At 68.7% G+C, this 26,040-nt stretch carries 22 protein-coding genes, 1 tRNA gene and 1 pseudogene; 3 read left to right on the plus strand and 21 right to left on the minus strand.

Going from position 1 to position 26,040, the window contains the following annotated elements; genetic code table 11:
- Positions 1–164 precede the first annotated feature (164 nt).
- A complete protein-coding gene (locus tag ACQPY4_RS34305) occupies positions 165–1,325 on the minus strand; it encodes an MraY family glycosyltransferase (protein ID WP_433328159.1) in 1,161 nt (386 codons plus the stop codon).
- Between the two features lie 228 nt (positions 1,326–1,553).
- On the minus strand, positions 1,554–2,525 hold the full coding sequence (locus ACQPY4_RS34310) for a DUF2207 domain-containing protein (protein ID WP_433328161.1): 972 nt from the start codon (positions 2,523–2,525) through the stop codon (positions 1,554–1,556).
- 86 nt (positions 2,526–2,611) lie between these two features.
- On the opposite strand from ACQPY4_RS34310, the gene ACQPY4_RS34315 reads away from it, so the two are divergent.
- Both ACQPY4_RS34315 and ACQPY4_RS34320 read left to right on the plus strand, forming a co-directional pair.
- On the plus strand, positions 2,612–3,088 hold the full coding sequence (locus ACQPY4_RS34315) for a hypothetical protein (RefSeq protein ID WP_433328163.1): 477 nt from the start codon (positions 2,612–2,614) through the stop codon (positions 3,086–3,088).
- Positions 3,089–3,133: 45 nt separating this feature from the next.
- Positions 3,134–5,098, plus strand: coding sequence for a sensor histidine kinase (locus ACQPY4_RS34320; RefSeq protein WP_433328165.1), 1,965 nt, complete (start codon positions 3,134–3,136; stop codon positions 5,096–5,098).
- A gap of 1,623 nt (positions 5,099–6,721) precedes the next feature.
- Here ACQPY4_RS34320 and ACQPY4_RS34325 read toward each other — a convergent pair.
- The 17 genes and pseudogenes from ACQPY4_RS34325 to ACQPY4_RS34405 all read right to left on the minus strand — a co-directional run bounded on the left by ACQPY4_RS34325 (position 6,722) and on the right by ACQPY4_RS34405 (position 23,850).
- Complete coding sequence (locus ACQPY4_RS34325; protein ID WP_433328167.1) at positions 6,722–7,252, minus strand: RNA polymerase sigma factor; 531 nt, start codon at positions 7,250–7,252, stop codon at positions 6,722–6,724.
- A gap of 281 nt (positions 7,253–7,533) precedes the next feature.
- Positions 7,534–8,337, minus strand: coding sequence for an AfsR/SARP family transcriptional regulator (locus ACQPY4_RS34330; RefSeq protein WP_433328169.1), 804 nt, complete (start codon positions 8,335–8,337; stop codon positions 7,534–7,536).
- A 413-nt stretch (positions 8,338–8,750) separates the two neighbouring features.
- A complete protein-coding gene (locus tag ACQPY4_RS34335) occupies positions 8,751–8,945 on the minus strand; it encodes a DUF397 domain-containing protein (RefSeq protein ID WP_433328171.1) in 195 nt (64 codons plus the stop codon).
- Positions 8,920–9,798 carry a helix-turn-helix domain-containing protein gene (locus ACQPY4_RS34340; protein ID WP_433328173.1) on the minus strand — a complete coding sequence of 293 codons (879 nt, stop codon included), beginning with the start codon at positions 9,796–9,798 and terminating at the stop codon, positions 8,920–8,922. Before ACQPY4_RS34340 ends, ACQPY4_RS34335 begins: the two co-directional genes overlap by 26 nt.
- Positions 9,799–10,348: 550 nt before the next feature.
- Positions 10,349–10,955, minus strand: a pseudogene (locus ACQPY4_RS34345) (L-threonylcarbamoyladenylate synthase); the annotation flags it as partial.
- Positions 10,956–10,974: 19 nt separating this feature from the next.
- Positions 10,975–11,835: a peptide chain release factor N(5)-glutamine methyltransferase gene (gene prmC, locus ACQPY4_RS34350; RefSeq protein WP_433328175.1), complete on the minus strand. Its 861-nt coding sequence runs from the start codon at positions 11,833–11,835 to the stop codon at positions 10,975–10,977.
- Positions 11,832–12,902 (minus strand): peptide chain release factor 1, encoded by a 1,071-nt coding sequence (prfA, locus tag ACQPY4_RS34355; protein WP_433328177.1) that lies wholly within the window; start codon positions 12,900–12,902, stop codon positions 11,832–11,834. Before prfA ends, prmC begins: the two co-directional genes overlap by 4 nt.
- A gap of 106 nt (positions 12,903–13,008) precedes the next feature.
- Entirely contained in the window at positions 13,009–13,227 is a 219-nt protein-coding gene (gene rpmE, locus ACQPY4_RS34360; protein ID WP_433328179.1) for a 50S ribosomal protein L31, read from the minus strand.
- 181 nt (positions 13,228–13,408) lie between these two features.
- The gene (locus tag ACQPY4_RS34365) at positions 13,409–14,056 is read right to left on the minus strand and encodes a response regulator transcription factor (protein ID WP_433328181.1); all 648 of its coding nucleotides are present in this window, start codon (positions 14,054–14,056) and stop codon (positions 13,409–13,411) included.
- A gap of 41 nt (positions 14,057–14,097) precedes the next feature.
- Positions 14,098–15,441, minus strand: coding sequence for a sensor histidine kinase (locus tag ACQPY4_RS34370; protein WP_433328183.1), 1,344 nt, complete (start codon positions 15,439–15,441; stop codon positions 14,098–14,100).
- Between the two features lie 195 nt (positions 15,442–15,636).
- The gene (gene rho / locus ACQPY4_RS34375) at positions 15,637–17,652 is read right to left on the minus strand and encodes a transcription termination factor Rho (protein WP_433328185.1); all 2,016 of its coding nucleotides are present in this window, start codon (positions 17,650–17,652) and stop codon (positions 15,637–15,639) included.
- A 440-nt stretch (positions 17,653–18,092) separates the two neighbouring features.
- Positions 18,093–19,025, minus strand: coding sequence for a homoserine kinase (gene thrB, locus ACQPY4_RS34380; protein WP_433328187.1), 933 nt, complete (start codon positions 19,023–19,025; stop codon positions 18,093–18,095).
- Positions 19,022–20,089, minus strand: a complete 1,068-nt coding sequence (gene thrC, locus ACQPY4_RS34385) for a threonine synthase (RefSeq protein ID WP_433328189.1) — start codon at positions 20,087–20,089, stop codon at positions 19,022–19,024. Before thrC ends, thrB begins: the two co-directional genes overlap by 4 nt.
- A 43-nt stretch (positions 20,090–20,132) precedes the next feature.
- Positions 20,133–21,356 carry a homoserine dehydrogenase gene (locus tag ACQPY4_RS34390; RefSeq protein ID WP_433339134.1) on the minus strand — a complete coding sequence of 408 codons (1,224 nt, stop codon included), beginning with the start codon at positions 21,354–21,356 and terminating at the stop codon, positions 20,133–20,135.
- 62 nt (positions 21,357–21,418) lie between these two features.
- Complete coding sequence (gene lysA, locus ACQPY4_RS34395) at positions 21,419–22,810, minus strand: diaminopimelate decarboxylase (RefSeq protein ID WP_433328191.1); 1,392 nt, start codon at positions 22,808–22,810, stop codon at positions 21,419–21,421.
- The gene (locus ACQPY4_RS34400; protein WP_433328193.1) at positions 22,807–23,466 is read right to left on the minus strand and encodes a DALR anticodon-binding domain-containing protein; all 660 of its coding nucleotides are present in this window, start codon (positions 23,464–23,466) and stop codon (positions 22,807–22,809) included. The genes lysA and ACQPY4_RS34400 overlap by 4 nt, the downstream gene beginning before the upstream one ends.
- Positions 23,467–23,487: 21 nt before the next feature.
- Positions 23,488–23,850 (minus strand): response regulator transcription factor, encoded by a 363-nt coding sequence (locus tag ACQPY4_RS34405; protein WP_433339136.1) that lies wholly within the window; start codon positions 23,848–23,850, stop codon positions 23,488–23,490.
- 128 nt (positions 23,851–23,978) lie between these two features.
- Here ACQPY4_RS34405 and ACQPY4_RS34410 point away from each other — a divergent pair.
- Positions 23,979–24,050: transfer RNA gene (locus ACQPY4_RS34410), tRNA-Arg, on the plus strand.
- A 132-nt stretch (positions 24,051–24,182) separates the two neighbouring features.
- On the opposite strand, the gene ACQPY4_RS34415 is transcribed toward ACQPY4_RS34410, so the two are convergent.
- A complete protein-coding gene (locus tag ACQPY4_RS34415; protein WP_433328195.1) occupies positions 24,183–25,517 on the minus strand; it encodes a tyrosine-type recombinase/integrase in 1,335 nt (444 codons plus the stop codon).
- 26 nt (positions 25,518–25,543) lie between these two features.
- Positions 25,544–25,741: a helix-turn-helix transcriptional regulator gene (locus tag ACQPY4_RS34420; protein ID WP_433328197.1), complete on the minus strand. Its 198-nt coding sequence runs from the start codon at positions 25,739–25,741 to the stop codon at positions 25,544–25,546.
- Positions 25,742–26,040 lie beyond the last annotated feature (299 nt).

Here is a 26,040-nt window from a genome sequence, read left to right on the forward strand (position 1 = left end):
AGGTCACCCAGGTAACAGGGACTGTAGCCCAGGTCAGGACGCCCGCTCCCGAGAACCGCTCGCCCGGCCCAAGTGTCCCACCTGGGAACGGTCCGACGTCCACGATCTTGCGGTTGGAACGCGCCACCGGCTGTAGCCGGGGCCGTGACGAAAGGTGATGTGGATCACACCGGCTGGCGCGGCCGCTCGGCCGGCGTCTCGCGCGGCTCGGGCCTGCGCGCGCGCCGCGCGGCCAGCCGGGGCACCGCGACCATGATGGCGATTCCGGCGATCGCGACGACCCCCGTGACGGAGACGACCGTTGCCAGGGAGTTGGTCAGCGAGAGCCCGACCAGGCTGGAGGCGATCAGCGAGACCCAGAAGTACATGATCAGGACGGCCCTGCGGACCGAGTGGCCGAGCTCCAGCAGCCGGTGGTGCAGGTGCAGCTTGTCCGGCGCGAACGGCGAGCGGCCCTGGTTGGTGCGGCGCCAGACCGCCAGCAGCATGTCGACGAACGGCACCGCCGCCACCGCCGGGACGAGCAGGATCGGCACATAGAAGGGGAAGAGCGCGTAGCTCTCGATCAGCGCGGGGTCGAACTGCCCGGTGAGCATGATCGTCGAGGCGCTGAGCAGCAGCCCGATCAGCATCGACCCGGTGTCGCCCATGAAGATCTTGGCGGGGTTGAAGTTGTGCGGCAGGAAGCCCGCGCACATCCCGACCAGCACGGCGGCGGTCAGCGTCGCCCCGCTCAGCGTGGTGATGCCCGCCTCGCGCGACAGCAGGTAGGCGTAGGAGAACAGCGCCATCGCGGCGATGCCCACGACGCCCGCCGCCAGGCCGTCCAGGCCGTCGATGAAGTTGACCGCGTTGATGGTGGCGACCACGAGGAAGACGGTCAGCGGCACCCCGTATGCGGGCGGCAGGGAGATCGAGTCGCCGTTGGGCAGCGGGATCACATACAGCTGGATGCCCTGCATGATGAAGATCCCGGCGGCCGCGACCTGGCCCGCGAACTTGGTCAGCGGGTCGAGGCCCCACCGGTCGTCGGCGATGCCGACCAGGACGATCAGCCCGCCCGCCAGCAGCAGCGCCTTGCCGACGTCCAGGTCTCCGTTGGACAGGACCCGGCGCATCTCGGGCAGGCCGGAGGCCACCACCAGCGCCGCGACCATCCCGCCGAACATCGCCAGGCCGCCCAGCCTCGGCGTCGGGATCGTGTGGACGTCGCGGTCGCGCGGGACGGCCTGCGCCCCGAACCACACGGCGAACCGCCGGACGGCGGGGGTCAGCAGGTAGGCGGCGACGGTGGCGACGAGAATGGTGAGCAGGTATTCCCGCACGCCAAGCGCCTCCTCAGCCGTACCGCCAGTGGTTAGTTCGCCCGGGAGGGCCGATCGGTTCGCCCCCGAGACGTACCGATCAACTCTAATCCTCCCGAGGCGCGCCCGTTGCGTGTTCCGGTGTCCGAAACCCGCGACCTCCCCTGTGAACAGCCCAGACGAACACTGTCAACACACACCCGGTAGGCGTCCGCGTCATACTTCGCGCGCGAACGCGGCGCCGTCGGCTCAATGTGTTCCGAGGTTCGAAACGCGCAGCGCGGCACCGGTGATCGCCAGCGCGAGACCGGCCAGGCACAGGTCTCCCAGGGAGAACGCCCAGACGTCGTCGGCGACGATGTTGTCGAGAGCGTCCGCGAGGATCAGCGTGGCGCCCGACGCGATTAGCACGTCCCCCGGGTAGCCGCGAGGACGGCGCACTCCCGTGAGCACCACGGCCCCCAGGGCGCACACCAGCAACAGGGTTCCCGTCCAGGTACCGGCCCAGTGCGGCGGGGCGTAGCGAGGCACGGCCACGTCGACGGCGCCCTTGGGCAACACGACCTTGACGACCATCCCTTCGTGCGGGCGCAGCCCCCGCTGGGTGAAGTCCATCGCGTAGGGGCCGTCGCGGTCGCGCAGGCACCGGGTCGTGGCGGGGGCCCGGCCCGCCAGGCAGCCGATGCGCCGGAGCGGCACCGGCCCTTCGACCCGTATGGCGGCCTCCCCGATCGGGACGTTCCAGTCGGTGCCGATCGCGTCCCAGCTGACCTCGTCACGTCCCTGCAGGGGTGTGAAGGCGCCCGCCACCTTGTACTCGATGACGTACGCCTGCCGCCCGGTCACCGTCCGGCGCTCGTTCCCGACGCTGATCCGGACGTCGTGCAGGCGTTTGTCGGTCTCGGCGCGGGCGGGCGCGCCCGTCGACGAGCTCGTGCGCACGTCCCGGATCTCGTACAGCCGGTTGTTCTCGCGGTAGGGAACCCGCCGGACGATGCCGTGCTCGCCGCCCAGATTGAAGTCGTAGGTGATCGTTTCCCGGATGTTCAGGACGCCGTCGACCCCGATCGTCAACGCGACGTCGTAGGCGGGGATGCGCTCCCCCGGGTTCGGGGACGGGTCGTCGGCCGAGGCCGTCCCGCAGGGCAGGCCGATCACCGCCGCCGCCACGAACCCCACGGCGGCCGCGAACACCCCGAACCGGCCACGCACGTCTGGCATATTTCCACCGCCGAGAACGGGCCAGGGTCGTAACGAAGCTATTACCCTCCGTAGTTTCCGGCCGCTCTCGGATTAGGCTACGCGGCGTGTCCACATTCACACGCGGACTCGCCGGGGGGATCGCCGGGGCCGCGTTGATGGCAGGGTGCGCGCGGGGGCCCGCGCTCTCCGAGTCCGCCGACCGGCTGAAGGCCGACTCCTCGATGGTGATGCCGTCCGCCACACGCTGGCTCGCCGCCCCGGGGGCGAAGGCCCGGGTCGTCTCCACCCGCACGGCGCCGTGCCCCGACGGGAAGGCGCACCGGACGCTGCTGGCCGAACTTCCGCTGCGCCCCAGCCCGTCCGCCTCGGTCCCGGTGAACCACGCCTCGGCCGTCATGCTCGACCTCATCGGCGGGCGCGGCTACCGCTTGACGACACCGCCCAAAGGCAAAGGGCGCAATAGGACCTTCACCATGACTCGCGACGTCCCGGCGGTCACATTCACCGTCCGGCTCTATGGCGGCCCCAAACCCGTCATGCGCCTGGAAGGTGACACCCCGTGCCTTCGAGACGACACTTAGTGGAAAACACCTGTTCCCCTTACAAGCCCCCATAATGGTCTGGCAGTGGAAGCTCGGGGGAACGACGTGAACGGCGCGGGACGGCGATGGCCGAATGTGCCGGATTTCGCCGTGCCCGCGATCCTGGCCCCCGCACAGCTCGGCGCCACGTGGGCGTTGAGCAAGGGGGCCGACGAGCCCTTCTCCCACAACGCGTGGATCGTGATCATCTGCGCGTCGATCGGCTCCTGCGTGATCCTGATCTGGCGCCGGGTCGCCCCGGTGCAGGTGCTGGCGGCCACCGTCCTCATCGGCAACGCCACGATGATCACGGTGGGCTCCCCCGAGGCGCTGGTCTCGGGGCTCAACGACGGCATCGCCCTCTATTCGCTGGCCGTCCACCGCGACCGCCGCGTGGCCATGGTCGGCGGGGCGGGGGCCATCACCGCCAGCGGCGTGGCCATGCTGGTCACGGCACACGACGGAGCGGTCGACCTGCTGTTGAGCGAGGTGCTCGGCACCCTCTTCTACGTGGTCATCACGGCCCTGGGCCAGATCCGCCGCCAGTACAAGTCGCGGCGCCGCGAGCTGGCCGCCCGGCTGGCCGAGGCGGATCGCGAGCAGCGCGAGGCCGCGCAGGCCGAGCGCGAGCGCCTGGCCCGCGACCTGCACGACGTGGCCGGGCACCACCTCAGCGCGGTGGTCGTGCACAGCGGGGCCGCCGCGCGGATGAACGACCCCGACCTCACCGAGAAGGCGCTGACGGCGGCGGCCGACACGGGCCGCGACGTGCTCGACGCGCTGACCCGCCTGGTCGACGTCGTGGGCCCCGACACCGGCGAGGGCCTGGACGCCCTGCTGCCACCCCTGTGCCAGGGGCTGGCCAGGCTGGGCATTCCCATCACGCTGGCGATCGAGGGCCGTCCCCGGCGGCTGCGTCACCAGGTCTCCACCGCCGCCTACCGCATCGCGCAGGAGTCGCTCACCAACGCGATGCGCTACGCCCCGGGCGCCCCCATCACGGTCGAGGTCTGTTACGTCCCGGGTGCGCTGGAGCTCTCCATCGTCAACCAGGCGCCTCCCGAATTGGGCACCGTCCCGTCCCTGGGCACCGGTCGCGGCATCGCCGGGATGCGCGACCGCGCGGAGAAGCTGAAGGGTGCTGTGACGGCGGGGCCCACCGACGCCGACGGCTGGGAGGTCAGGGCGCGGCTGCCGACGACGGTGGCCACGACCCGGCGGGGCCCGGGCTGGCCGGAGGTCCTGGACGCCTCGATCATCGCCCTGTGCGCGAGCGTGCCCTGCCTCATGGCGTTCAGCCCGCCCGAGCCGCTGCTCGGAGGCTGGGACGCCGCGTCCGCCGCCCTGATCATCTTGGCGGCCTTCCTGCGCGCCACCCCGCTCTGGTGGCGACGCCGAGCCCCCTATCTCACGCTCGCCGGGCTCATGCTCATCGACGTGGTCTGGCTGTTCACCGCGACGAGGGCCGACAGCAAGGCCAGCGGCCTCGTCATCCTCGGCACCCCGGCCGTTCTGGTCGCCGTCTATTCGGTCGCCTGCTACTCGAAAAAGGGCGTCCATACGTGGCCGTCGCCCTTTGTCGCCGCCATTCCCTGGGGCGTCCTGACGGGCTCGGGAATGGTCATGCAGTCCGACACCCACCACCCCGCGGGAAGGGTCGCCTTCGGCGCCGTCGCGACCTTTCTGCTGGCGGCTCTGATCATCTTCCCGTTCTGGGCATGGGGCAAGACGGTGGCTTACCGGGGCCGCCGCTGGGAGTCGTCCGCCCTGGAGACCATGGCCGCCCGAACCGGCGAGGCCGTCCTCGCCGAGCGCCACCGCGTCTCCATGGGCCTGCGCGGCACCGTCCTGGAGCACACCTCGCGGCTGGTCCACACGGCCGAGCACGCCCTGCCCTCACCGACGGACCACCTGACGGCCCTGAACGCGGTCACCGAGCACGCCCGCGCCGCCCTCCTCGACATGCGCGCCCTCCTCGACGCCATGGACAAGACCCCCGAAGGAAGCTGAGAAGGGCAGTTTGTAGTGCGTTCTTCAGGCGGAAATAGTCTCTGTCCAACGCACTCAAATCGCACCTGCCCAGGGCGCCCGCCCAAGAGAGGCCATAGGCGAGCACGACACCCAAGGCAGAACCCCTCCAGGAATGCCGCAGAAGGCGGCGGCTAGCGCCGAACCCAAAGCAGGGCCGCACCGGCACGACCGCCGCGCGCGGAAGCTAGACGCGGTGAATCCTCCGTCCGCCGCCAACTCAAGTCTCAGGATCGGGCCCCGTCACATGCACCAACAATGATGTCGTACCGCACCCCGATGCCCCGACGCGCTCGGTCGTCCCGCCATCAGGCTCGGCCGTTGATCACCCTCTCGAACGGGACGGCCGGCGCACCGCAATCTCTTCAGTCAACTGACCCGCTCGCCGACCGGGCATCCCGCGTGGCGCCTCCTCCGAGCATCGGCAGGCAGCAATTGCAGGCGAGCCCGCCCTCGCTCTCGATGACGAACAACTCCCCCGTCCAGCGGTCGCAAGGCGCGACGCGGTCTCGTCCCCCGTAGGCCGGCTCGTTCGCGACGGCGGCAGGCAACCAAAGACCAGAGCACCACGCACTGCTGCAAATCCTCAGCGAACGAGAGCACCATGCGGTCTCGGTATCGCGGTCTCCCGAACTTGACCGAGCCTGGCCACCTTGTGGGGCTACTGAAGCCCGGTCACGAGAGTCGCGTTGCCAGCCTCGCGCATACCGGAGGGCATGATCAAGAAAACGTGATGAGTCGTCTATCGCTTTGGCGACCCGCTGCGCCGCTCAGGCCTCCTGTGCGCATACCCAGGGAGGACATGGCGGAATCACGAACTGACAGATCGACGGCAACCGCACCGCCGGTGGTGGAAAGCATGGCCACGTTGGTCTATTTAACAACACCCGGCGGAAGTCAAGCAGCCAGAAGCCGGAGACGCGCCAGAGACACCTCGGAGACGTTCTGGAGGCAGAAGTAATACGCCCAGGCGGGATATTCGGGTCACACCCGTCCGCATAGGAAGGATGCCTACCAGCCTCGCACGCAAAGAATCACCAGAAAGGCATGGAATGCAACCACAGAAAAAGGGACGTCCTGTCTCCCGACTGATGCTTCCACTAACGATGGCGGCCTTCAGTGTGGCTTCCTTGGCTCCGTCAGCCATGGCGGACACAGGCAGGACCGACACAGGCAACCGTCACACCGCTGCTGCTTCCGCCAGCACCTCAACTTCATCCGACGTTACGACCAAAAGGATAAGTGGCTGGAGAGTCACCACCCAACCTCTCTACGAACGGTGGACCTCGAGGCGGTACTACATGTCGGCACGCGGCTCGGTCTGGATCAGCCTCCGAGAGAGAGAATGGAACCATCGCGTGCATGTGAGAATCATTCGATGCGGAAGCTTCTCGACTCTGGGCGGCTGGAAGCACCTCGCCAGGAAGAACACCTTTTACCGCATGACCGGAACCCTGTCCCGCGGAACATGCTTCAGGGTTCGAACCGGCCGCTCCTGGGCGGGAACTGTCGGGGGACACATCTCACACTGATTCACCGGTGACCTGGTTCTGGTCGGGATACGATCCCGACCAGAACCAGTCGTTATTCAAGCACTTCCCCACATCATTCACTCGACCGTGGCCTATCGCCCATCTCACGCGCAAGTGTGGCGAGCCCCCTCACCATCGTGGACCGAACAGTCCCGGAGCAAACGCCCATTATCCGCGAGATCTCACCGTCCGAAAGCTCATGGTAGTAGCGAAGCACCAAGGCTTCCTGCTGCCTGGGTGGAAGACGCCGGATGGCTCGGACTACCTCTCTGCGATCCTCGATCAACAGAGCAGCCGATTCCGCGGACCAGAAATGTGGTTCGTATATCTCGGCCTGACCGAGCATACGTCTACGTCGCCGCAACGCCATGCGACTTCCATTCAGGACGGCAGCCCTAACATACGCAACCAGCTTGGTGCGATCCTTGAGTTGCGGGCAATTATCGCAGATACGCAGAAACACATCGTGCACCACGTCCTCGGCAGTTGCCCGATCCCCTACCAACAGAGAAGCCATTCGTATAAGGCTGGCGCGATGCAGCTCGTAGAGAGCAGCCAGCGATGAGGGCTCGATCGACTGTGAAGTGACGCCCGCTGACGACATGGCACCCACCTCCTCAGCCCTACTGGACGCCACAGCGGCCAACACACGGCATCTTAGAGGACGCAGCGCCAGGAATCAACTATTTTGACCTCTTATGAAAAGACCAGTAATGACCACCTTTAGGTAAATGAAGAACTGACGCTCAACACTTATCGACTTCACTCATCTGACTCGACGGCGCGCCAGGACTTTACATATATCATCTATATGATCTTGCTGACTCCCAAACACTAACCTCAGCTCTGGCTGCCCAAAACAAGTAGAGCACCAATTTGGGAGCTTCACATAAGAGTGACCTGTGTTGACTGGATACTGGTGCGCCCAGGAGCGGCCTTTGAGGGCTTCTGTTTCGCGGTGTGCATAACCCTGGCGTCACTGAAGAGCTCACGAAAATTTGAACTCGGTTCCAGGCCAATTTCTTGCAGAAGGAGAGCTCGATACTTCACATATACGCGCCAAGCACTCGCTGGATCCTCGCGCCGCAGATAGGCAGTCGCCAGAATTCGATGCGATGCCTCACTGAGACTATCCACCGTGGACGCAGCATTGGCCGTCTCGATTGCATCGACAAACTTTCCCGCTTCAAGAAACTTTTCCGCCAGATGCTCAAGAGTCATCATGCGCAGACGATCCCAGCGAGCACGCATCTCAACCACTCGGTCGTCAGCCCAGCCGGCCAGCAACTCGAAGCGCAGGAACCTCCACTCCAAAGGATCTGTACACATCTCTTCGTCATCAACGATTTTTCGGGCACGCTCCTCAGCGTGATGGAGATCGACAAGAACATCTGCCGATAGACTCACGTTTTCCGTAGTTACCTCAAGGAGCCTGTTGTCTGTTGCCCGCCCAACCCTCCACAGCAATTGCCGAAGTCGCTTTGATCCATCACTGGGAGAAAGGTCAGGCCACATTCGCGCTTGCAGCATTCTTCGACTAGTTCGCTCCCCTTCGAGAACGACGCTGACAACCAAGGCTGCAAGTCCCCTCGTCATGGGCACTTCTTGATCAGCGAGATGCAGACGGAACGATGGCATGAACTCCAGTCGACATTGATTGGTCTGTTGACCGAACTCATCGACATCCATGCTTCCCCCAAGATCCCGTCACAGCTCACCGCGGCCAAGTCCACACATTAGATGCACGTCAGACCACGTCTGCTGCTTCTCAGTGGAAAAATCTATGGAGAATGCCTTGGAAGTTTCATTTCGCAAACGTTTCAGCTCGGGTTACTGCAACGGCCCTGCCATGCCTCACGGGGGGTTCGGGATACAAGAGAAGAGGTCGTCGCAGATTTCCGTCGCGACCTTCATACATGCAGTGACTAGCGGTCGCGTAACGCGTGAGAAGCCCTGCACCAATTTGATCTTCTACTTCATGCAAATTGCATGGGCCTGGATGCGGCCGTGGCGCCCTTCTGGAGGAGATACGCCGGGTTGTGGACGCGCAACCAAGTGAGATTGGCGCGTCCACAACCCGGCAGATCGTAACTCCGACGGCATCAGCGCGGGTCGAGGGCTCCCCTGCAAATTGCTTTCGTAAGAGAGACCCAGGCTTCGGGGGGAAGGGACAGGACGGGGCCTGCGGGGTCTTTGGAGTCGCGGACGCACAGGGCGCGGTCCGCGGCGGCGACCTCGACGCAGGCGGTCTCGGTGCCGCTGTGGCTGGACTTACGCCACCGGAGGGACGTGGGCATGATCACCTCGCCTTTCGTGCTGGTCCGCCACCTTCTCGATCATCAGGAGCGAACGGTCGGGGGGCAGGGCGACGTCCTGAAGCGCCTTCACCCCGTCCACATAACGCCCGATGTCGCCCGGAAGATCCAGGAACAGGGACGAGGCCGTGTGCTCCAGATGCACGATGGTCGGCGCCTTCTCGAACTCCAGCACGATGTACGACCCGTTGATCGCCGCGTGGGCGCCCGCGCCGAACGGGATGACCTGGATCGTGATCTCGTCGCGCTCGCCGAGCCTGACCAGATGGCGCAGCTGGGCCGCCATGACGGCCGCGCCGCCGATCTGGCGGTGCAGCGCGGCCTGGTCGATGATGTGCAGCAGCTTGGGGGGTTCGGGCCGCGAGAGCAGCGCCTGGCGTCCCAGCCGGGCCGAGACCCGTGCCTCGATCTCGTTGTCGGGGACGCCGCCGCCGGCCAGCAGCGCGCGGGTGTACTCGGGCAGCTGGAGCAGCCCGGACACCAGCGTCACCTGGACCTCGGTGATCGCGGTGGCGTGCGCCTCGAAGCTGATCAGCGAGACCAGCTGGTCGGGCAGGACGGCCTCGCCCGTTTCCCACCAGCCGGGGTGATCGTCGTCGCGGGCCAGCGCGAACAGCCTGGCGCGCTCGTGGGCGGGGACTTCGTACAGGACCAGCAGCGAGCCGAGATCCTCGGGGCTGATCGTGCGCAGGCCGTTCTCCGTGCGGCTGAGCGTGGCCATCGACCAGTCGAGCCTGGTCGCGACCTGTTTGAGCGTGAGCTTTCGTTTGCTTCGCAGCTCCTGGAGATGGGAGCCGAGCCCTCGGGCTCGCATGGTCGTGGTCGGCTTGGTCATCGTCGCTCCTCGGGCGGGGGTGAGAGCGCGGCGCGGACGTGGGCTGACGTTTTGCAGCCAGTGCAACACCTAGCACAGGCCGTTGTCAGAGGGGAAGGGGACGGGTGGGGCGGTCGTCACTCGGTGCGACATGACTTACCCGCGCGTCCGGCTCTCCATTCCCTGCCGGAAGCGTCTGATCAGCCCGAATCGTCCTTGCGGAGCGACGGAGTCCCGTCCTCGGCCGTCGGAGAAGAAGACGGGCCTTCCTCGGCGTCCGAGGACGCCTCGGTGTCGATTTTGGTCAGGGCCGGTGTTTCCGGCTCGTCCTTGGTGACCGGTGGGGCCTCGTCCTTGGTGAGGGAGGGCGTCTCATCCTCGGCGGGCGGCAGCGGCTCGTCCTTGGTGAGCGAGGGGGTCTCGCCCTCGGCGGGCGACGGCGCATCGTCCTTGGTGAGGGACGGCGGCTCGTCCTTGGTGAGGGACGGTGTCGCGTCCTCGGCGGGCGGCAGCGGCTCGTCCTCGTCGTCGTCCTCGTCGGTGAGCAGGACGCCGACGACGGAGCGGATCTTGTCTTCGGAGACGGCGCCGGCGCGGAGCAGGCGGGGGATGGAGCCGGTGAGGTCGACGATCGTGGACGGCTCGGCATGGCCGGACGGGCCGCCGTCGAGGTAGACCGAGACGGCCTCGCCGAGCATCTTCTCGGCGTCCTCGGCGGTGCGGGCCGCCGGGCGGCCGCTGAGGTTGGCGCTGCTGACGGCGAGCGGGCCGGTCTCCTTGAGCAGCTCGACGGCCAGCTCGTGCATCGGCATCCGGATGGCGACCGTGCCCTTGGTCTCGCCGAGGTCCCACAGCAGGTTCTGGTTGGCGCGGCACACGAGCGTCAGGGCGCCGGGCCAGAACTCGTCGATGAGGTCCTGGCCGTAGGTGCCCAGATCCTCCACCAGGGCCGTGGCGGCCCGGACGGACCCGACCAGGACCGGAGGAGGCATCTCGCGTCCCCGGCCCTTGGCGTCCAGCAGGGCGGTCACGGCGGCCGGTGTGAAGGCGTCGGCGGCCACGCCGTACACGGTGTCGGTGGGCAGCACGATCAGCTCGCCGCGGCGCACCGCCGAGACCGACTCGGCGATCCCCCGCGTGCGCTCCATCGGCTCGGAACAGTCATAGCGTCGGCTCACGGCGACCATCCTTCCAGGGTCAGTCGGTGGCGAGGCGGGCGGTCACGAAGCGGTCCCGGTTGGTCAGGTCGCGGCGGTTGCGGACGTCGCGCCAGCCGTTCTCCTCGGCGAAGACCCAGTAGACCGCGTTGCCCTGCAGATCGCTGTGCTCGACGGCCACATGGCCGCCGGGACGCAGCAGGCGCCGCGCCGAGCGCTCGACGATGCGGATCGCGTTCAGGCCGTCGTCGCCGCCGCCCCACAGCGCGTCGGCGGGGTCGTGGTCGCGGACGTCGGGCGGGACGTACTCCCACTCGCTCATCGGGATGTACGGGGGGTTGCTGACGACCAGGTCGACGGTGCCGTCCAGCTCGGACAGGGCGGTGCCGAAGTCGTCCAGATGGAGGCGCACGCGACCGCGCTCGTCCAGCTGCTCGACGTTGCGGGTCGCGTGGACGAACGCCGCCGGGTCCTTCTCCACCGCGTGCACACGCGCGCGGGGGGCCTCAAGGGCGATGGACAGGGCGATCGCGGCCGAGCCCGTCCCGAGGTCGACGACCAGCGGGTCGCGGACGTCCATGTCGCGCAGGGTCTCCAGGGCCCAGCCGACCATCACCTCGGTCTCGGGCCGGGGGACGAAGACGCCGGGCCCGACCTTCAGTTCGAGATACCGGAAGAACGCGCGTCCGGTGATGTGCTGGAGGGGCTCGCCCGCCTCGCGCCGCGCGACGAACTCCCAGAAGCGGGCGTCGAAGGCGGAGTCGGAGACGTTGTGCAGCTCGGACCGGTTGACGCCGTGCACCGCCGCGGCCAGCTCCTCGGCGTCGGCGCGCGGCGAGGCGGCCCCGGCGTCGGCGAGCCGCGCGGTGGCCCTGGCCACCTCGTCGAGCAGCAGGTTCATGACGAGTGCTGGGCCTCCGCCAGTCGGCGTTCCATCTCGGCGTCGACCAGGGCCTGCGTGACGTTGTGCAGGTCGCCGTCCAGGACCTGGTCGAGGTTGTAGGCCTTGTACCCGACCCGGTGGTCGGAGATCCGGTTCTCCGGGTAGTTGTAGGTGCGCACCCGTTCGGAGCGGTCGACGGTGCGGACCTGGCTCTTGCGCTCGGCGGACGCGGCGGCGTCGGCCTCCTCCTGGGCCATCGCCAGCAGGCGCGACCGCAGGATGCGCAGGGCCTGCTCCTTGTTCTGGAGCTGGCTCTTCTCGTTCTGGCACGACACCACCACGCCCGAGGGGACGTGGGTGATGCGCACCGCGGAGTCGGTGGTGTTGACGCTCTGCCCACCGGGACCGGACGAGCGGTACACGTCGATGCGCAGGTCGTTCGGGTCGATCTGGACCTCGACGTCCTCGGCCTCGGGGGTGACCATGACGCCGGCGGCGGAGGTGTGGATGCGGCCCTGCGACTCGGTCACCGGGACCCGCTGGACGCGGTGCACGCCGCCTTCGAACTTCAGCCGCGTCCAGACGCCCTCTTCCTGGACGCCCCCCTTGGCCTTCACCGCGACGGTGACGTCCTTGTAACCGCCGAGATCGGACGGGTGGGAGTCGATGACCTCGGTCTTCCACCCGATGCGCTCGGCGTAGCGCAGGTACATCCGCAGCAGGTCACCGGCGAACAGGGCCGACTCCTCGCCGCCCTCGCCCGCCTTGATCTCCAGGATGACGTCCTTGCCGTCGTTGGGGTCGCGCGGGACCAGCAGGTGGCGCAGCCGCTCTTCCAGGTCGTCCTTGCGCTTGGCCAGCTCGGTCGCCTCGGCGGCGAACGCCTCGTCCTCGCCGGCCAGCTCGCGCGCGGCGGTCAGGTCGTCGCCGGTCGAGCCGAGCTCGCGGTAGGTCTCGACGATCGGGCGCAGCTCGGCGTAGCGCTTGCCCAGCCGACGCGCCAGGTTCTGGTCGGCGTGCACCGACGGATCGGCGAGGCGCCCCTCGATGTCGGCGTACTCGCTGATGAGATCGTCGAGATTCACGGTGTGTCCTGGCCCGTTCCGGCCGCGTGGCCTGCGAATGACGGCTTCGGCCGGCCGTGGGACCCGCGGTCCCCCGGCCGGCCCTGAGCGCTGTGCGGTGCTCGGCCTACTTGTCGGCCTTCTTCTTGCCGAAGCGCTGCTCGAAGCGCGCCACCCGGCCGCCGGTGTCGAGGATCTTCTGCTTGCCCGTGTAGAACGGGTGGCAGTTGGAGCACACGTCGGCGTGGATCACGCCGTTCTCGGCGGTGCTGCGGGTCTCGAAGGTGTTGCCGCACGTACACGTCACGGTCGTGACGACGTAGTTCGGGTGGATCTCGGGCTTCATGGGTTTTCTCCTCGCTTGTGGCGGTCGCCGGGCGCGTCCGGACGCCCACGACGAGGGTGGGAGATCTGGGAAGCGTGAACCGGTACCGCAGCGGTTGCACTCCAAGTGTGCCAGATACGGGAACGTGCCGAGGTCATCGGGCATTCCCGATCTTGTCCGCCCCCCGAAACACCCCCAATGGTCAGGAGCGGCCCAGATAGGCCAGGACAGCCATGACGCGCCGGTGGCCGCCCTGCGCGGGCTGGAGGTTCAGCTTCATGAAGATGTTGGAGATGTGCTTCTCCACGGCGCCCTCGGTGACGACCAGGTCGCTCGCTATGGCGCCGTTGGAGCGCCCCTGGGCCATCAGGGCCAGGACCTCCTGCTCGCGCGGCGTCAGGGCCTCCAGGGGGTCGCCGCTGCGGCGGCGTCCCAGCAGCTGGCCGATGACCTCGGGGTCGATCACCGTCCCGCCGGCCGCGATGCGCCGGACCGCGTCGATGAACTCGGCCACATCGGCCACCCGCTCCTTCAGCAGGTAGCCGACGCCCTCGGCGCCGCCGCCGATCAGGTCGGTGGCGTAGCGCTCCTCCACGTACTGCGACAGCACCAGGATCGGCGTGCCGGGCATCCGCTCCCTGACCGCCAAGGCCGCGCGCAGGCCCTCGTCGGTGAACGAGGGCGGCATCCGCACGTCCACGATCGCCAGGTCGGGACGGTGCTCGTCGACGATGCCGAGCAGGCCGGGCCCGTCCCCCACCGACGCCACGGTCTCGATTCCCGCGTCGGCGAGCAGCCGGACGAGCCCTTCGCGCAACAGCACCGAATCTTCGGCGATCACTACCCGCATGGGCCCATTCTGCCGCCCGTCCGGAGCGGACGGGCCGGGGACTACCAGCTGCAAGGCAGATCGGCGCGGATGATCGTCGGACCGCCGGGCGGGCTGTCGACGATGAGCATCCCGTCGATGGTCGCGGCCCGGTCGGCCAGCCCGGCCAGCCCGCCGTCCGGCCCGGCGACCGCGCCGCCGACCCCGTTGTCGATGATCTCGACGACGACCCAGGCGTCCTCGCGCACCACCCGGACCGAGGCGCGGGTCGCGCGGGCGTACTTGGCGATGTTGGCCAGGGACTCGGCCACGATGAAGTACGCGATGCTCTCGACCGCCGCCGGGGGCCGCTCGGGCAGGTCGACGTCCACCTCGACGGGGACGGGCGCGCGGCCCGCCAGCCCCGACAGCGCCGGGTCGAGCCCGCGGTCGGTGAGGATCGCCGGGTAGATGCCCCGTGCCAGGTCGCGCAGCTCGGAGATGGCCTCCTTGGTGCCCGCGTGCGCCTGCTCGATCAGCGCCCGCGCGCCGTCGGGGTCGTCGTTCAGCTTGGCCCGCGCCCGCCCGATGTCCATCGCCACCGCCAGCAGGCGCTGCTGGGCGCCGTCGTGCAGATCGCGCTCGATGCGGCGCCGCTCGAACTCGGCGGCGTCCACGCCGCGGGCCCGGCTGGCCTGGAGATGGGCGGTCTTCTTGCGCAGCTCGCGGTTCTCGATCTGGGAGCGGCTCGGGCCCAGCAGCGCCTTGGCGAACACCGCGTGCCCGATCGCCAGCACCCGCGTCACATACAGTGCGATCAGCATGATGCCGAGCCCGGCCACGCTGACCGGCAGCGCCGCGACCGCGTCGCCCGCCCAATAGGAGAAGAGCCCGACGTTGATCTCGCCGCCGCCCTCCTTGATCACCAGCAGCGGCAGGAACACCGTCACGCCCGTCGTCGCCCAGACCGTCACCGAGACCACGAACTCGACCATCGCGACCGGGAAGAGCAGCGCGAGATACAGCAGGTCCTTCCAGGTCGCGGGGTCGACCGCCATCGACTTGAGCTTGAGCAGCGGGTTGCGTCCCTCCGGAAGGGGCCGGTAGGGGCTCTGAATCCGCACCCCGAACGCCAGCCGGTTGAGCTGCCGCTCCAGCACCGCCCCGAACCGCCACGCCACCATCATCATGACCAGCATCGGGATGCCGACCCACAGGACCACCAGGACGGTCGAGAGCGACAACCCGATGGCCAGGATCATCAGCCAGCCCAGCCCGGAGGCCAGGCTCGTCGTCAGGTAGAGGGCCGCACGCCAGTTCAGCGACGACCTGACCATCGCCAGCGGGTGCCAGGACCCGTCCGCGACCGTGACCGCCGGCCGCGCGTCGCCCGCCCTGGCCGCGGCGGTGCCGATTGATTCGCCCACGTCCGTCCCTCCATGCCCGTTCCACCGTACGGCCCCAGCCTGCCGACCCCCCTCCCCAGGAGCCATGGTGCCCACAGGCGCCCCCGAGGTAGGGCTAACCCCACCCCACCCCGTCCCGCCGCCGGCACGTCCTCACCGGAGACATGGCAAGGCCCCCGCCCGGTGGTCGGGCGGGGGCCTGGCCGAGGTCGTGCGTCAGCGGTCGTCGGAGACGGTGGTCTTCTGGACCTGGAGGAGGAACTCGGCGTTGGACCCGGTCTCCTTCATCTTCTCGATGAGGAGTTCCAGGGCCTGCTGGGTGTCGAGGGCGTGCAGCACCCGACGCAGCTGCCAGACGACGCGGAGTTCTTCCGGCGCCATGAGGATCTCTTCCTTACGGGTGCTGGACTGGTCGACGTCCACCGCCGGGAAGATGCGCTTGTCGGCCAGGGAGCGGTTGAGCTTGAGCTCCATGTTGCCGGTGCCCTTGAACTCCTCGAAGATGACCTCGTCCATACGGGACCCGGTCTCCACCAGCGCGGTGGCGAGGATGGTCAGCGAGCCGCCGTTCTCGATGTTGCGGGCCGCGCCGAAGAACCGCTTGGGCGGGTACAGCGCGGTCGAGTCGACACCACCGGACAGGATGCGGCCCGAGGCGGGCGCCGCCAGGTTGTAGGCGCGGCCGAGACGGGTGATCGAGTCGAGCAGGACGACCACGTCGTGCCCCAGCTCCACCAGGCGCTTGGCGCGCTCGATGGCCAGTTCGGCGACCGTGGTGTGGTCTTCGGCGGGACGGTCGAAGGTCGAGTGGATGACCTCGCCCTTCACCGTCCGCTGCATGTCGGTGACCTCTTCGGGACGCTCGTCGACCAGGACGACCATCAGGTGGCACTCGGGGTTGTTCTTGGTGATCGCGTTGGCGATCGACTGGAGCACCATGGTCTTGCCGGCCTTGGGCGGCGACACGATCAGGCCGCGCTGGCCCTTGCCGATCGGCGACACCAGGTCGATGATCCGCGTGGTGAGGATGCCCGGGTCGGACTCCAGCCGCAGGCGCTCCTGCGGGTACAGCGGCGTCAGCTTGCTGAAGTCGACGCGGGCCTTGGCCTGGTCGGGCTCCATGCCGTTGACGGTGTCGAGGCGGACCAGCGCGTTGAACTTCTCGCGCCGCTCGCCCTCGCGGGCCTGCCGGACGGCGCCGGTGATGACGTCGCCCTTGCGCAGGCCGTTCTTGCGGACCTGGGCCAGCGACACGTACACGTCGTTCGGGCCGGGAAGGTAGCCCGTGGTGCGGACGAACGCGTAGTTGTCGAGGATGTCGAGGATGCCCGCGACGGGGATCAGGACGTCGTCCTCGCTGAGCACCGGCTCTTCGTAGCGCTCGCCGCGCCCGCCGCGTCCCCGGTTGCGCTCGCGGAACCTGCGGCCCCGCCGGCCCCTGCCGCCGCTCTCGTCGTCGTCGGCCTGACCGCCGCCGCCCTGCTGGTCGCGGCCGGCGTTCTGACCGCCCCGCTGACGGCCTCCGCCCTGCCCGCCCTGGTCGCGGTCGCGTCCCGCGCCCTCGCCGCGCTCACGGCCGCCACGGCCGCGCTGACGGCCGCCCTCGCGACCTTCGCGGCCGCCCTCGCGGCCACCGCCGGAACCGCCGCCCTGGGAGTCGTTCTCGCCGCCCTCGCCGCCGTCGGAGGAACGGCCGGACTGCCGCTCGCCCCGCTCTTGGCGGTCGCCGCGCTCACGCCGGTCGCCGCGCTCCTGGCGCTCGCCGCCCTCGGTGGCCTTCTCAACGCGCTCGGCGCGCGCCGGGCTCTCGGACCGGCCGCCGCCGGTGGCCGCCTTCTCGGCGGGCGGGGCCGCCGCGGCGGCCGCCGTCGCCGTGTCGGGCAGCGTCACCTGGTCGTCGGACGCCTCGCGCTTGGCGGCGGCGGTGGTGCGGGTGCGGCGCGGCCGCTCGCTCTTGGTGGCAGCGGCTCCCTGCTCGGCCCCGGCCGAGCCCTGCCCCTGCGCGCCGCCCTGCTTCTCCTGGATGGCGGCGATGAGCTGGCTCTTGCGCATCCCGGTCGTGCCGGTGATGCCGAGGCTGGACGCGAGCGCCTTGAGTTCGGGAAGCACCATCGCCGACAGGCCGGTGCCCTGCCGGCGGCGCCGGGGGGTGGCACTCTTGCCGTCGGCCTCGGTGGCCTCGGCGGGTGCCGTACTTGATGCGTCCGTAAGGAGTTCGCTGGATTCGCTCACTAAGGGTCCTTCCCAGGGAGCGGGCGTAGGCCGGCGGTCGGCCAGGCAACCCGATGATGCAACCCGGCGGGGGCGCCGGGTCGGGCTCCGCTGATCACGATGGGGCCGAGATCTGCGTTTTCTGGGCACAGCCAGATGGTGGTCGGGACGGCTCGCGCACAGTTCCCGCCACCGCCACGTCCGAAGTTTCGCTGGAATGCCTGACAACGGGATGTCACGGTGTCGGGAAGCCTAGTACGCGCGACCGACACGACCGAGGGGCCGAACGAGTGACGCGTAGGCGACGAGCACACGGCCCCGAGCGGGGCATCTGGTGCGGCAATCAGCCTAACATCACCAGGGCGCACTGCTATTCCCCAGAGGTCGATGTCTTCGCATTTTACCTAGCTGGATCATTGCACCTGGCTGGAACGTTGCACCAGCCCGCCCCCGGACAGGAGTCAAGGTCGGACGCCGGAACCTTCATGCTGAACGCGGGCGCCATGGGGGGCGACGTCCAGCGGGTGTATGTGCCAGCCATTACCCACTTCCAGGCCTATCGAATCAACTTGTGATGCGGTTGTGAAGGCCAGGACAGTAGGACCTGCCCCGGAAATCACGGCAGGCACGCCGTTTCCGCGCAGCCGCTCCAGCAACGCTGCCGATTCGGGCATCGCGGGGGCGCGGTAGCGCTGATGCAGCCGGTCTTCGGTCGCGTCGAGCAGCACCGACGGGTCGCGGGTGAGCGCGGCGATCAGCAGCGCGGCGCGTCCGGCGTTGGCGGCGGCGTCCCGGTGCGGGACGGTCGACGGCAGCAGCCCGCGGGCCTGCTCGGTGGCCAGGCGCTGCTCAGGGACGAACGCCACGACCTGGGTGACCGCGGGGTCGAGCCGGACGAGCCGGGGACCGTCCGGGCCCGTCCACGCGACCGTCAGCCCGCCCGCCAGGCACGGGGCGACGTTGTCGGGGTGCCCCTCGATCTCGGTGGCCAGCCGCAGCGCGCGCTCGTCGTCCAGCAGCTCGCCGTGCGGGTGCAGGTGCCGCGCGGCGATGATCGCGGCCACGATCGCGGCGGACGACGACCCCAGGCCGCGGCTGTGCGGGATGCGGTTGACGCAGTGCAGGCGAAGGCCGATCGGGGGGCCGGACGGTTCGGGGGCGAGGGCGTCCAGCATCTCGAACGCCTGGTGCAGCACCCGGACGATCAGATGCCGCTCGCCGCGCTCGGCGACCTCGGGGGCCTCGCCCTCGACGGTGATCGAGAGGCCGGGCGCGTCCGGGTCGAGCTCGGCCGTCACGTCGTCGAACAGCGCCAGCGCCAGGCCGAGCGAGTCGAAGCCCGGCCCGAGATTGGCGCTGGTCGCGGGGACCCTGACGGTGACCGAGCGGCTCACGCCAGGCCCAGGGCGGACGCCGCGGCGTGCGCGTCGACCTTGACCGTCGTGGGGGCGGGCGCGCCGGAGATCGCCCAGTCGGGGTCCTTGAGCCCGTTGCCCGTCACCGTGCACACGACCTTGGAACCGGGCTGGACGACGCCCTGCTCGGCGGCCTGGAGCAGCCCGGCCACGCTCGCGGCGGACGCGGGCTCGACGAACACGCCCTCCTCCGCCGCCAGCAGCCGGTAGGCGGCCAGGATCTGCCGGTCGGTGACCGAGTCGATCGCGCCGCCGGACTCGTCCCGGGCGGCGATCGCCAGGTTCCAGGACGCGGGGTTGCCGATGCGGATGGCGGTCGCGATCGTCCGCGGCTTGAGCACCGGCTCGCCCTTGACGAACGGCGCGGCACCGCTGGCCTGGAAGCCCAGCATCCGCGGCGTGCGCCCGGCGATGCCGTCGGTCTTGTACTCCTTGTAGCCCATCCAATAGGCCGAGATGTTGCCCGCGTTGCCCACCGGGAGGCAGTGCACGTCGGGCGCGTCGCCCAGCGCGTCGACGATCTCGAACGAGGCGGTCTTCTGCCCCTGGAGCCGGTACTTGTTGACCGAGTTGACCAGCGCCACCGGGTAGTCGACGGCCAGCTTCTGCGCCAGTTCGAGGCAGTCGTCGAAGTTGCCGTCCACCTGGAGCAGCTTGGCGCCGTGCACCAGCGCCTGCGCCAGCTTGCCCATCGCGATCTTGCCCTGCGGCACGAGCACCGCGCAGGTCATGCCCGCCCGGACGGCGTAGGCCGCCGCCGAGGCCGAGGTGTTGCCGGTGGACGCGCAGATCACGGCCTTGGCGCCGTCCTCGGCGGCCTTGCTGATGGCCATGGTCATGCCGCGGTCCTTGAACGACCCGGTCGGGTTGGCGCCCTCGACCTTGAAGTAGACCTCGCAGCCCGTCAGCGTGGACACGCGCCTGGCGGGGACGAGCGGCGTCCCGCCCTCCAGCAGCGTGACCACCGGGGTGGCGTCCGAGACCGGGAGCCTGTCGCGGTACTCCTCGATCAAACCGCGCCACGCGCGGGCTGTCGCGTTCACGTCGTTCTCCTTGGCTGACCTGCGATGACGCGCAGAATTGTAGTTATTCGTCGCCCTCGACGCGCATGACGCTGGCCACCTCGCGCACGATCTCGAGCCCGCGCAGCCGTTCGACGGTCGCCGCCAGCGCCGCGTCGGGCGCCCGGTGCGTCACCACGACGAGCTGGGCCTCGTCGCCCAGCCCCTCCTGACGCACGGCCTGGATCGACACGTCGTCCCGGGCGAACTCCTCGGCCACGGTGGCCAGGACGCCCGAGCGGTCGGCCACGTCCAGCTGGACGTAGTACCGCGTAGTGGTCTCCCCCATCGGCAGGACGGGGAGCTCGGCATAGGTCACCTCTACGGGTCCGGTGGACCCGGCGACCTGGTTGCGGGCCACGGCGACCAGGTCGCCCAGCACGGCCGACGCCGTGGGGGCGCCTCCGGCCCCGGCCCCGTAGAACATCAGCGACCCGGCAGACTCGGCCTCCACGAACACCGCGTTGTAGGCCTCGCGCACGCTGGCCAACGGGTGCGAGCGCGGGATCATCGCCGGATACACCCGCACGGACACGCCGCGCTGACCCGGCAGCCGCTCGCAGATGGCCAGCAGCTTCACGACGCTGTCCATCTGCTGCGCGCCCGCCACGTCGGCGGCGCTGACCTCGGTGATGCCCTCGCGGTGGACGTCGGCGGCCGTCACCGGGGTGTGGAACGCCAGCCGCGCCAGGATCGCCGCCTTGGCCGCCGCGTCGAAGCCCTCGACGTCGGCCGTCGGGTCGGCCTCGGCGTAGCCCAGCGCCTGCGCCTCTTCCAGCGCCTCGTTGAACCCGGCGCCGTGGGTGTCCATCTGGTCGAGGATGTAGTTAGTGGTGCCGTTCACGATGCCCAGCACCCGGTGCACGTGGTCGCCGACCAGTGAGTCGCGCAGGGGACGCAGAAGCGGAATGGCCCCCGCCACCGACGCCTCGTAGTACAGGTCGGCCCCGAACTCGCGGGCGGCCGCGAACAGCGTCTCGCCGTCCTCGGCCAGCAGGGCCTTGTTCGCCGTGATCACCGACTTGCCGGCCTTCATCGCCGCCAGGATCAGCGTCCTGGCGGGCTCGATGCCGCCGATCACCTCGACGACGATGTCGACGTCCTCGCGGGTCACCAGGGCCAGGGCGTCGGTCGTCAGCAGCGCCTTGTCGACGCCCTCGCGGACCCGGTCGGGCCGCCGCACCGCGATCCCGGCCAGCGTGAGCGGCGCGCCCACGCGCGCGGCCAGATCACCGGCCTGCTCGCGCATCAGCCGGACGACCTCGGTGCCGACGACGCCGCACCCCAGCAGCGCCACCCGCCGTTCGGGTTTCACGCACCAACCTCCGCATCGAGCCGAAGCAGATCCTCGGCGCTCTCTCCCCGCACGATGACCCGCGCCGCGCCGTTGCGCACCGCCACCACCGGGGGCTTGGGGACGAAGTTGTAGTTGCTCGCCATCGACCGGCAGTACGCCCCCGTCGCGGCGACGGCCACCAGGTCGCCGGCAGCGAGATCTTCGGGCAACCACAGGTCTCGGACGACGATATCCCCGCTTTCGCAGTGCCTGCCGACAAGCCTGCTCAGCATGGGGGCGGCGTCCGACTCCCGGCTCGCCAGGACGCACGTGTACTCGGCCCCGTAAAGCGCCGTGCGGAGGTTGTCGCTCATGCCCCCGTCGACCGAAACGTAGGTGCGCAGGCCCTCGACGTCCTTCACGGTGCCGACCTCGTAGATCGTGATGCCGCCCGGGCCCACGATCGCGCGTCCGGGCTCCACCGTCAGCCGCGGCATCGTCAGCTCGTACGCCCGGCACTCCCGCGCCACGATCTCGCGCATCGAGTCGGCCATCTTCTTGGCGTCGAGCGGCTCGTCCCCGGGCACGTACGCGATGCCGTACCCGCCGCCGAGGTCGAGCTCGGGCAGTTCGACACCGTGCTCGTCCCGAATGGCCACCAGCAGCTCGGCCAGCCGGTGCGCCGCGACCTCGAACCCGTCCGGGTCGAAGATCTGCGACCCGATATGCGAATGCAGCCCCACCAGTTCCAGCTGTTCCAGCGCCAGAACCCGCCGCACCGCCTCAAGCGCGGCCCCCGAACTGCGCGAGAACCCGAACTTCTGGTCGTCGTGGGCCGTGGCGATGAACTCGTGCGTGTGCGCCTCCACCCCGGTGGTCACACGCACCATCACCTGCGCCCGGACGCCCTTCTCCCGCGCCAGGTAGGCCAGCCGCGCGATCTCCTCGAACGAGTCGAGGACGATCCGCCCGACCCCCGCGTCGAGCGCCTTGCCGAGCTCGCGCACCGACTTGTTGTTCCCGTGCAACGTAATGCGCTCGACAGGGAACTCGGCCGCCAGGGCCACCGCCAGCTCCCCCTCGCTGCACACGTCCAGCCCGAGCCCCTCTTCCTTGAGCCACCGCGCGATGGCGACAGAAAGAAAGGCCTTGCCCGCGTAGTGGACGTCCCCGTCATGGAACGCCGCCGCGTAGGCCCGCGCCCTGCTCCGCACGTCCTCCTCGTCATAGACGAAGAGGGGCGTCCCGTATTCACGCGCCAGCTCGCGCACATCCGTGCCCGCCACGCTCACGGCACCCTCGACCCGCCTGGCCGACCGGGGCCAGATCATCGGGTCGAGCGCGTTCAGGTCGGCCGCGGGCGGCAGCGGGTGCTCTTCCGGCAGGACGTCGGCGTGCCTGGGTCCAGCGGGGTGAACTCTGCTCATAGTCGCTCTCTAGGGGTCTCGCCGATCATGTTCAGGCCGTTGTTCAAGGCGATGCGCACAGCGTCGGTCACCATGACCCGAGCCGCGTGCACCGCCCCGGGTTTCTCATCACCCACGGGCAGAGCGGGACACCGCTCATAGAAGTCATGAAACCCGAGCGCCAGCCGTTCCAGAAACCGCACGAACGGCCGTCCGCCCTGCCGGGCCCGACCGTCCATCTCCCCCAACAACGTCAACAGGGCGAGCTCTTCCACCTGCTCCAACCCCACCGGCTCCCCGGGGACGACCCCAAGCACCTCAGCCCGCCGCACAACAGCGACCGCCCGCGCATAAGCGAACCGCACACAGAACCCAGGATTCTCAAAAACCCTCGGCCGATCTGCCCACCCCGCCTCAGCGACAACATCCTGGGCCTTCACTCCCCCGGCCACGATCCCGCTGACAACCCCACCCGGGGCCACACGCATCGTCAGGAACCCCCCGGACACCTCCGTAGGAATCCCCGCCCGCTCCAGCCGCTCGGCCACCACCCCGGCATCAAGCCCGAGCCGCAACGCCACAGGACTCCCGTAAACCCCCGCCCCAAGGCACCTCAAGGGCACGTCGGCAACGCCCACCGCTGCCGCGAGGGCCCCGCTCACCTCGGCTGGAGTCACGCCGGTGAGACTATCCGACCACTATCCGGACACCGTCGCCAGCGTCCGCACGGTCTGGATCAGCTGCGCGGGATCGAACGGCTTGGTGACATACGCGTCCACGCCGATCTCGTCCCCCCGACGCAGATCATGCTCCTGCGCCCGAGCCGTGATCATGACGACCCGGATATGCCGCGTCCCGGGGTCCTCCCGCAACCGCACCGCCGTCACCCACCCGTCCAGCCGCGGCATCATCACGTCCAGCGTGATCACATCGGGCCGCACCTCGGCCACCTTGTCCAGACAGTCCTGCCCGTCCACGGCGGTCTCCACCTCGAACCCCTCCAACTGCAGGTTCACGGCAATGAGCTGCCTGATCACCTCATCGTCATCGACGACCAGCACCCGTCCCAGTGGCTCGCTCACGGCCACGAAGTTAGTCGACAACACCCGGCCACGCACGGTGAACCGTCCAGGTGCGCGTCACACCCCCAACCCTGGTAGCCTTCTTCTCGCGCCGATCACCAGCGCACGCCCCCTTAGCTCAGGGGATAGAGCAACGGCCTCCGGAGCCGTGTGCGCAGGTTCGAATCCTGCAGGGGGCACCCCACAACGAACAGCCAGTTCCCGCGCCTGACCTGCGGAAACCGGCTGAAGTCGTCCCTAGAACATGTGACACCAAGTGCCCGCGAGGGACGCCGCATGTCGCGGTGCGCGTGCCATACACGTGCAGCACGTCAGGCGCCCAGTGCGTCGTTCATGAGCCCTTCCCAAACACGATCGTGGTCGGCGACGCACTTGTTGTAGACCTTGTTGATCACCTCGACGCTGTTGCCCGCCCAATCGGCCACCTGACGGGCCGGGACGCGAGCGTTTAGACGGAAGGTGATCCCAGCGTGACGCAGGTCGTACGGGCGTTGCGCCAGCACGGACGCAGCCCCCTCGGGCGGCAGCGCCAGCTCGCGCGCTCGGTGCCAGGTGCGGCCGTACCCAGACGGAAGCAGCAGTCCGCCGCTCTCCGTCCGGAAGAGTCGGCCGTCCGGGGCGACGCCGAAGGTGTCGATGTGCCCTCGAAGGAGTCTCACCAGATCGGGCGGAATGGGCACGGGCCGCTTGGCTTTGCGGTGTCGCGCTTTGAGTCCGCGTTCGTCGTGGTATTCCCCCGAGTCGGTCCACTCTCTGCCAGCGACGGGCCGGTTTCCGCCCAGCAGTAGACTTCCCCAACCTTCCTCGGGCAAATCGCAGTCATCCTTGCGAAGCCACGTCGCTTCGCCGGGCCGAAGCATTCCGTGGTACATGGTGGCGAAGAACGCCACTAGTCGAGGTCCTCGACGTGGACCGGCGTAGCTGACAGCAGTCAGCAGTTCCCGTACTTGGCTTGGCGAAGGTACGACGGCGGGGTCGATTTCTTCCCATTCGTCGTCGTCTTCGATGGGCTTCCAGTCCAACCTGTCGAGAGGGTGGTCTTGCAGGTAGCCGCACTGAACGGCGTACTTGAGGACGTTATAGAGGACACGTCTGCGCCGCGTGTAGTAGCTGGACGACGCGGGTTTCCCGTCGAGTTTCTGCGCACAGGCTGTCAGCGCAGTCGTGATGCTCTTGAACTCGGCAAGGTCACCGACAGAGACCTTCACCTTCTTCGCCCAGGTGAGCGCAGCGGTAATCTGGCTCGGCTGTTCCATTTCCCGGCGGCCCGTGTTGAATGCCCAGCGCCGCAACGCTTCCCACAGGATGTCTCTGGCAGGCGCTCCCGGGTGTGAGGCGGTCAATGCGACGGTGACCGCCGTCAGCGTTTCGGCGATGGAGACGCGTTGTTTTGCCGATACTTTGTTCCAACGGTCGTCCACGTAGTCACAGGCGAACCGATACCAGGGCACGTTCGTAGCGGCGCGCATCATGGATTCAGGTAGTCCGATTTCGGTGTCGAACCACTCTCCACGGCGCGCGGCCGAGACGAGATCCGAACGGAAACCGTCAGCGAGATCACTTCCGGCGAACGATTCGTTGAAGACTTCTTTCTCAACGACCCAGCGCACCACGTACGGGCGCCGTCGCCCTTTACGGACTGTCATTCTCCAGATTCGAACTTGGTAGCTTCTCACGCGACCTCCTCCATCTCCGAAAGCCACGCGTTGTAGTCGGACCGGCGAATGCGCAGTTCCCTACCCGGGAGTTTGGTGCACGGCGGCGTCGTCCCTCGCGCACGCCAGCGCTGCCACGTTCGGCGTGTGATGCCGAGATCGTCCAGGATTTCGTTCACCGTGATCCAGGTGGTGGACTTCTTGGCCTTCCTCATGGCCTGGGGCGTCCTTCCGCATGTTGAGCATGATCGGTTGGGTGGAGTGGCCCGGCGGCGTGCTTGGTGGCTTGGTCGCCCGGGCGGTGTGCTGCTGGGTGGGAGGGGGCTGAAACATCCCGGCAACCCGGCAACCCGGCAACTCTGGCCGTGAGCTGCGGTGATGTGCGCCGAGATGGTGGTGATCGGGCTTGGGCTATCTCGGCAGTTGGGGGGCTATCTCGGCACTGGTTGCCGGGTTGCCGAGATGGACGATGGCTGGTCGGTGATATCTCGGCATGTGTTTGTGCTGGTGAGCG

This window comes from Spirillospora sp. CA-294931 (assembly GCF_050946795.1).
Taxonomy (GTDB): domain Bacteria; phylum Actinomycetota; class Actinomycetes; order Streptosporangiales; family Streptosporangiaceae; genus Spirillospora.

Coding starts and splice junctions, on each gene's coding strand:
- ACQPY4_RS34310 (WP_433328161.1), bottom strand. CDS start 2,525: ATGCCAGACGTGCGTGGCCGGTTCGGGGTGTTCGCGGCCGCCGTGGGG.
- ACQPY4_RS34340 (WP_433328173.1), bottom strand. CDS start 9,798: ATGACCAAGCCGACCACGACCATGCGAGCCCGAGGGCTCGGCTCCCAT.
- ACQPY4_RS34420 (WP_433328197.1), bottom strand. CDS start 25,741: ATGAGGAAGGCCAAGAAGTCCACCACCTGGATCACGGTGAACGAAATC.
- ACQPY4_RS34390 (WP_433339134.1), bottom strand. CDS start 21,356: ATGCGCGAGCAGGCCGGTGATCTGGCCGCGCGCGTGGGCGCGCCGCTC.
- prmC (WP_433328175.1), bottom strand. CDS start 11,835: ATGAACCTGCTGCTCGACGAGGTGGCCAGGGCCACCGCGCGGCTCGCC.
- ACQPY4_RS34415 (WP_433328195.1), bottom strand. CDS start 25,517: ATGACAGTCCGTAAAGGGCGACGGCGCCCGTACGTGGTGCGCTGGGTC.
- ACQPY4_RS34365 (WP_433328181.1), bottom strand. CDS start 14,056: ATGCGGGTAGTGATCGCCGAAGATTCGGTGCTGTTGCGCGAAGGGCTC.
- rpmE (WP_433328179.1), bottom strand. CDS start 13,227: ATGAAGCCCGAGATCCACCCGAACTACGTCGTCACGACCGTGACGTGT.
- ACQPY4_RS34335 (WP_433328171.1), bottom strand. CDS start 8,945: ATGCCCACGTCCCTCCGGTGGCGTAAGTCCAGCCACAGCGGCACCGAG.
- ACQPY4_RS34330 (WP_433328169.1), bottom strand. CDS start 8,337: ATGGATGTCGATGAGTTCGGTCAACAGACCAATCAATGTCGACTGGAG.
- lysA (WP_433328191.1), bottom strand. CDS start 22,810: ATGAGCAGAGTTCACCCCGCTGGACCCAGGCACGCCGACGTCCTGCCG.
- ACQPY4_RS34325 (WP_433328167.1), bottom strand. CDS start 7,252: ATGTCGTCAGCGGGCGTCACTTCACAGTCGATCGAGCCCTCATCGCTG.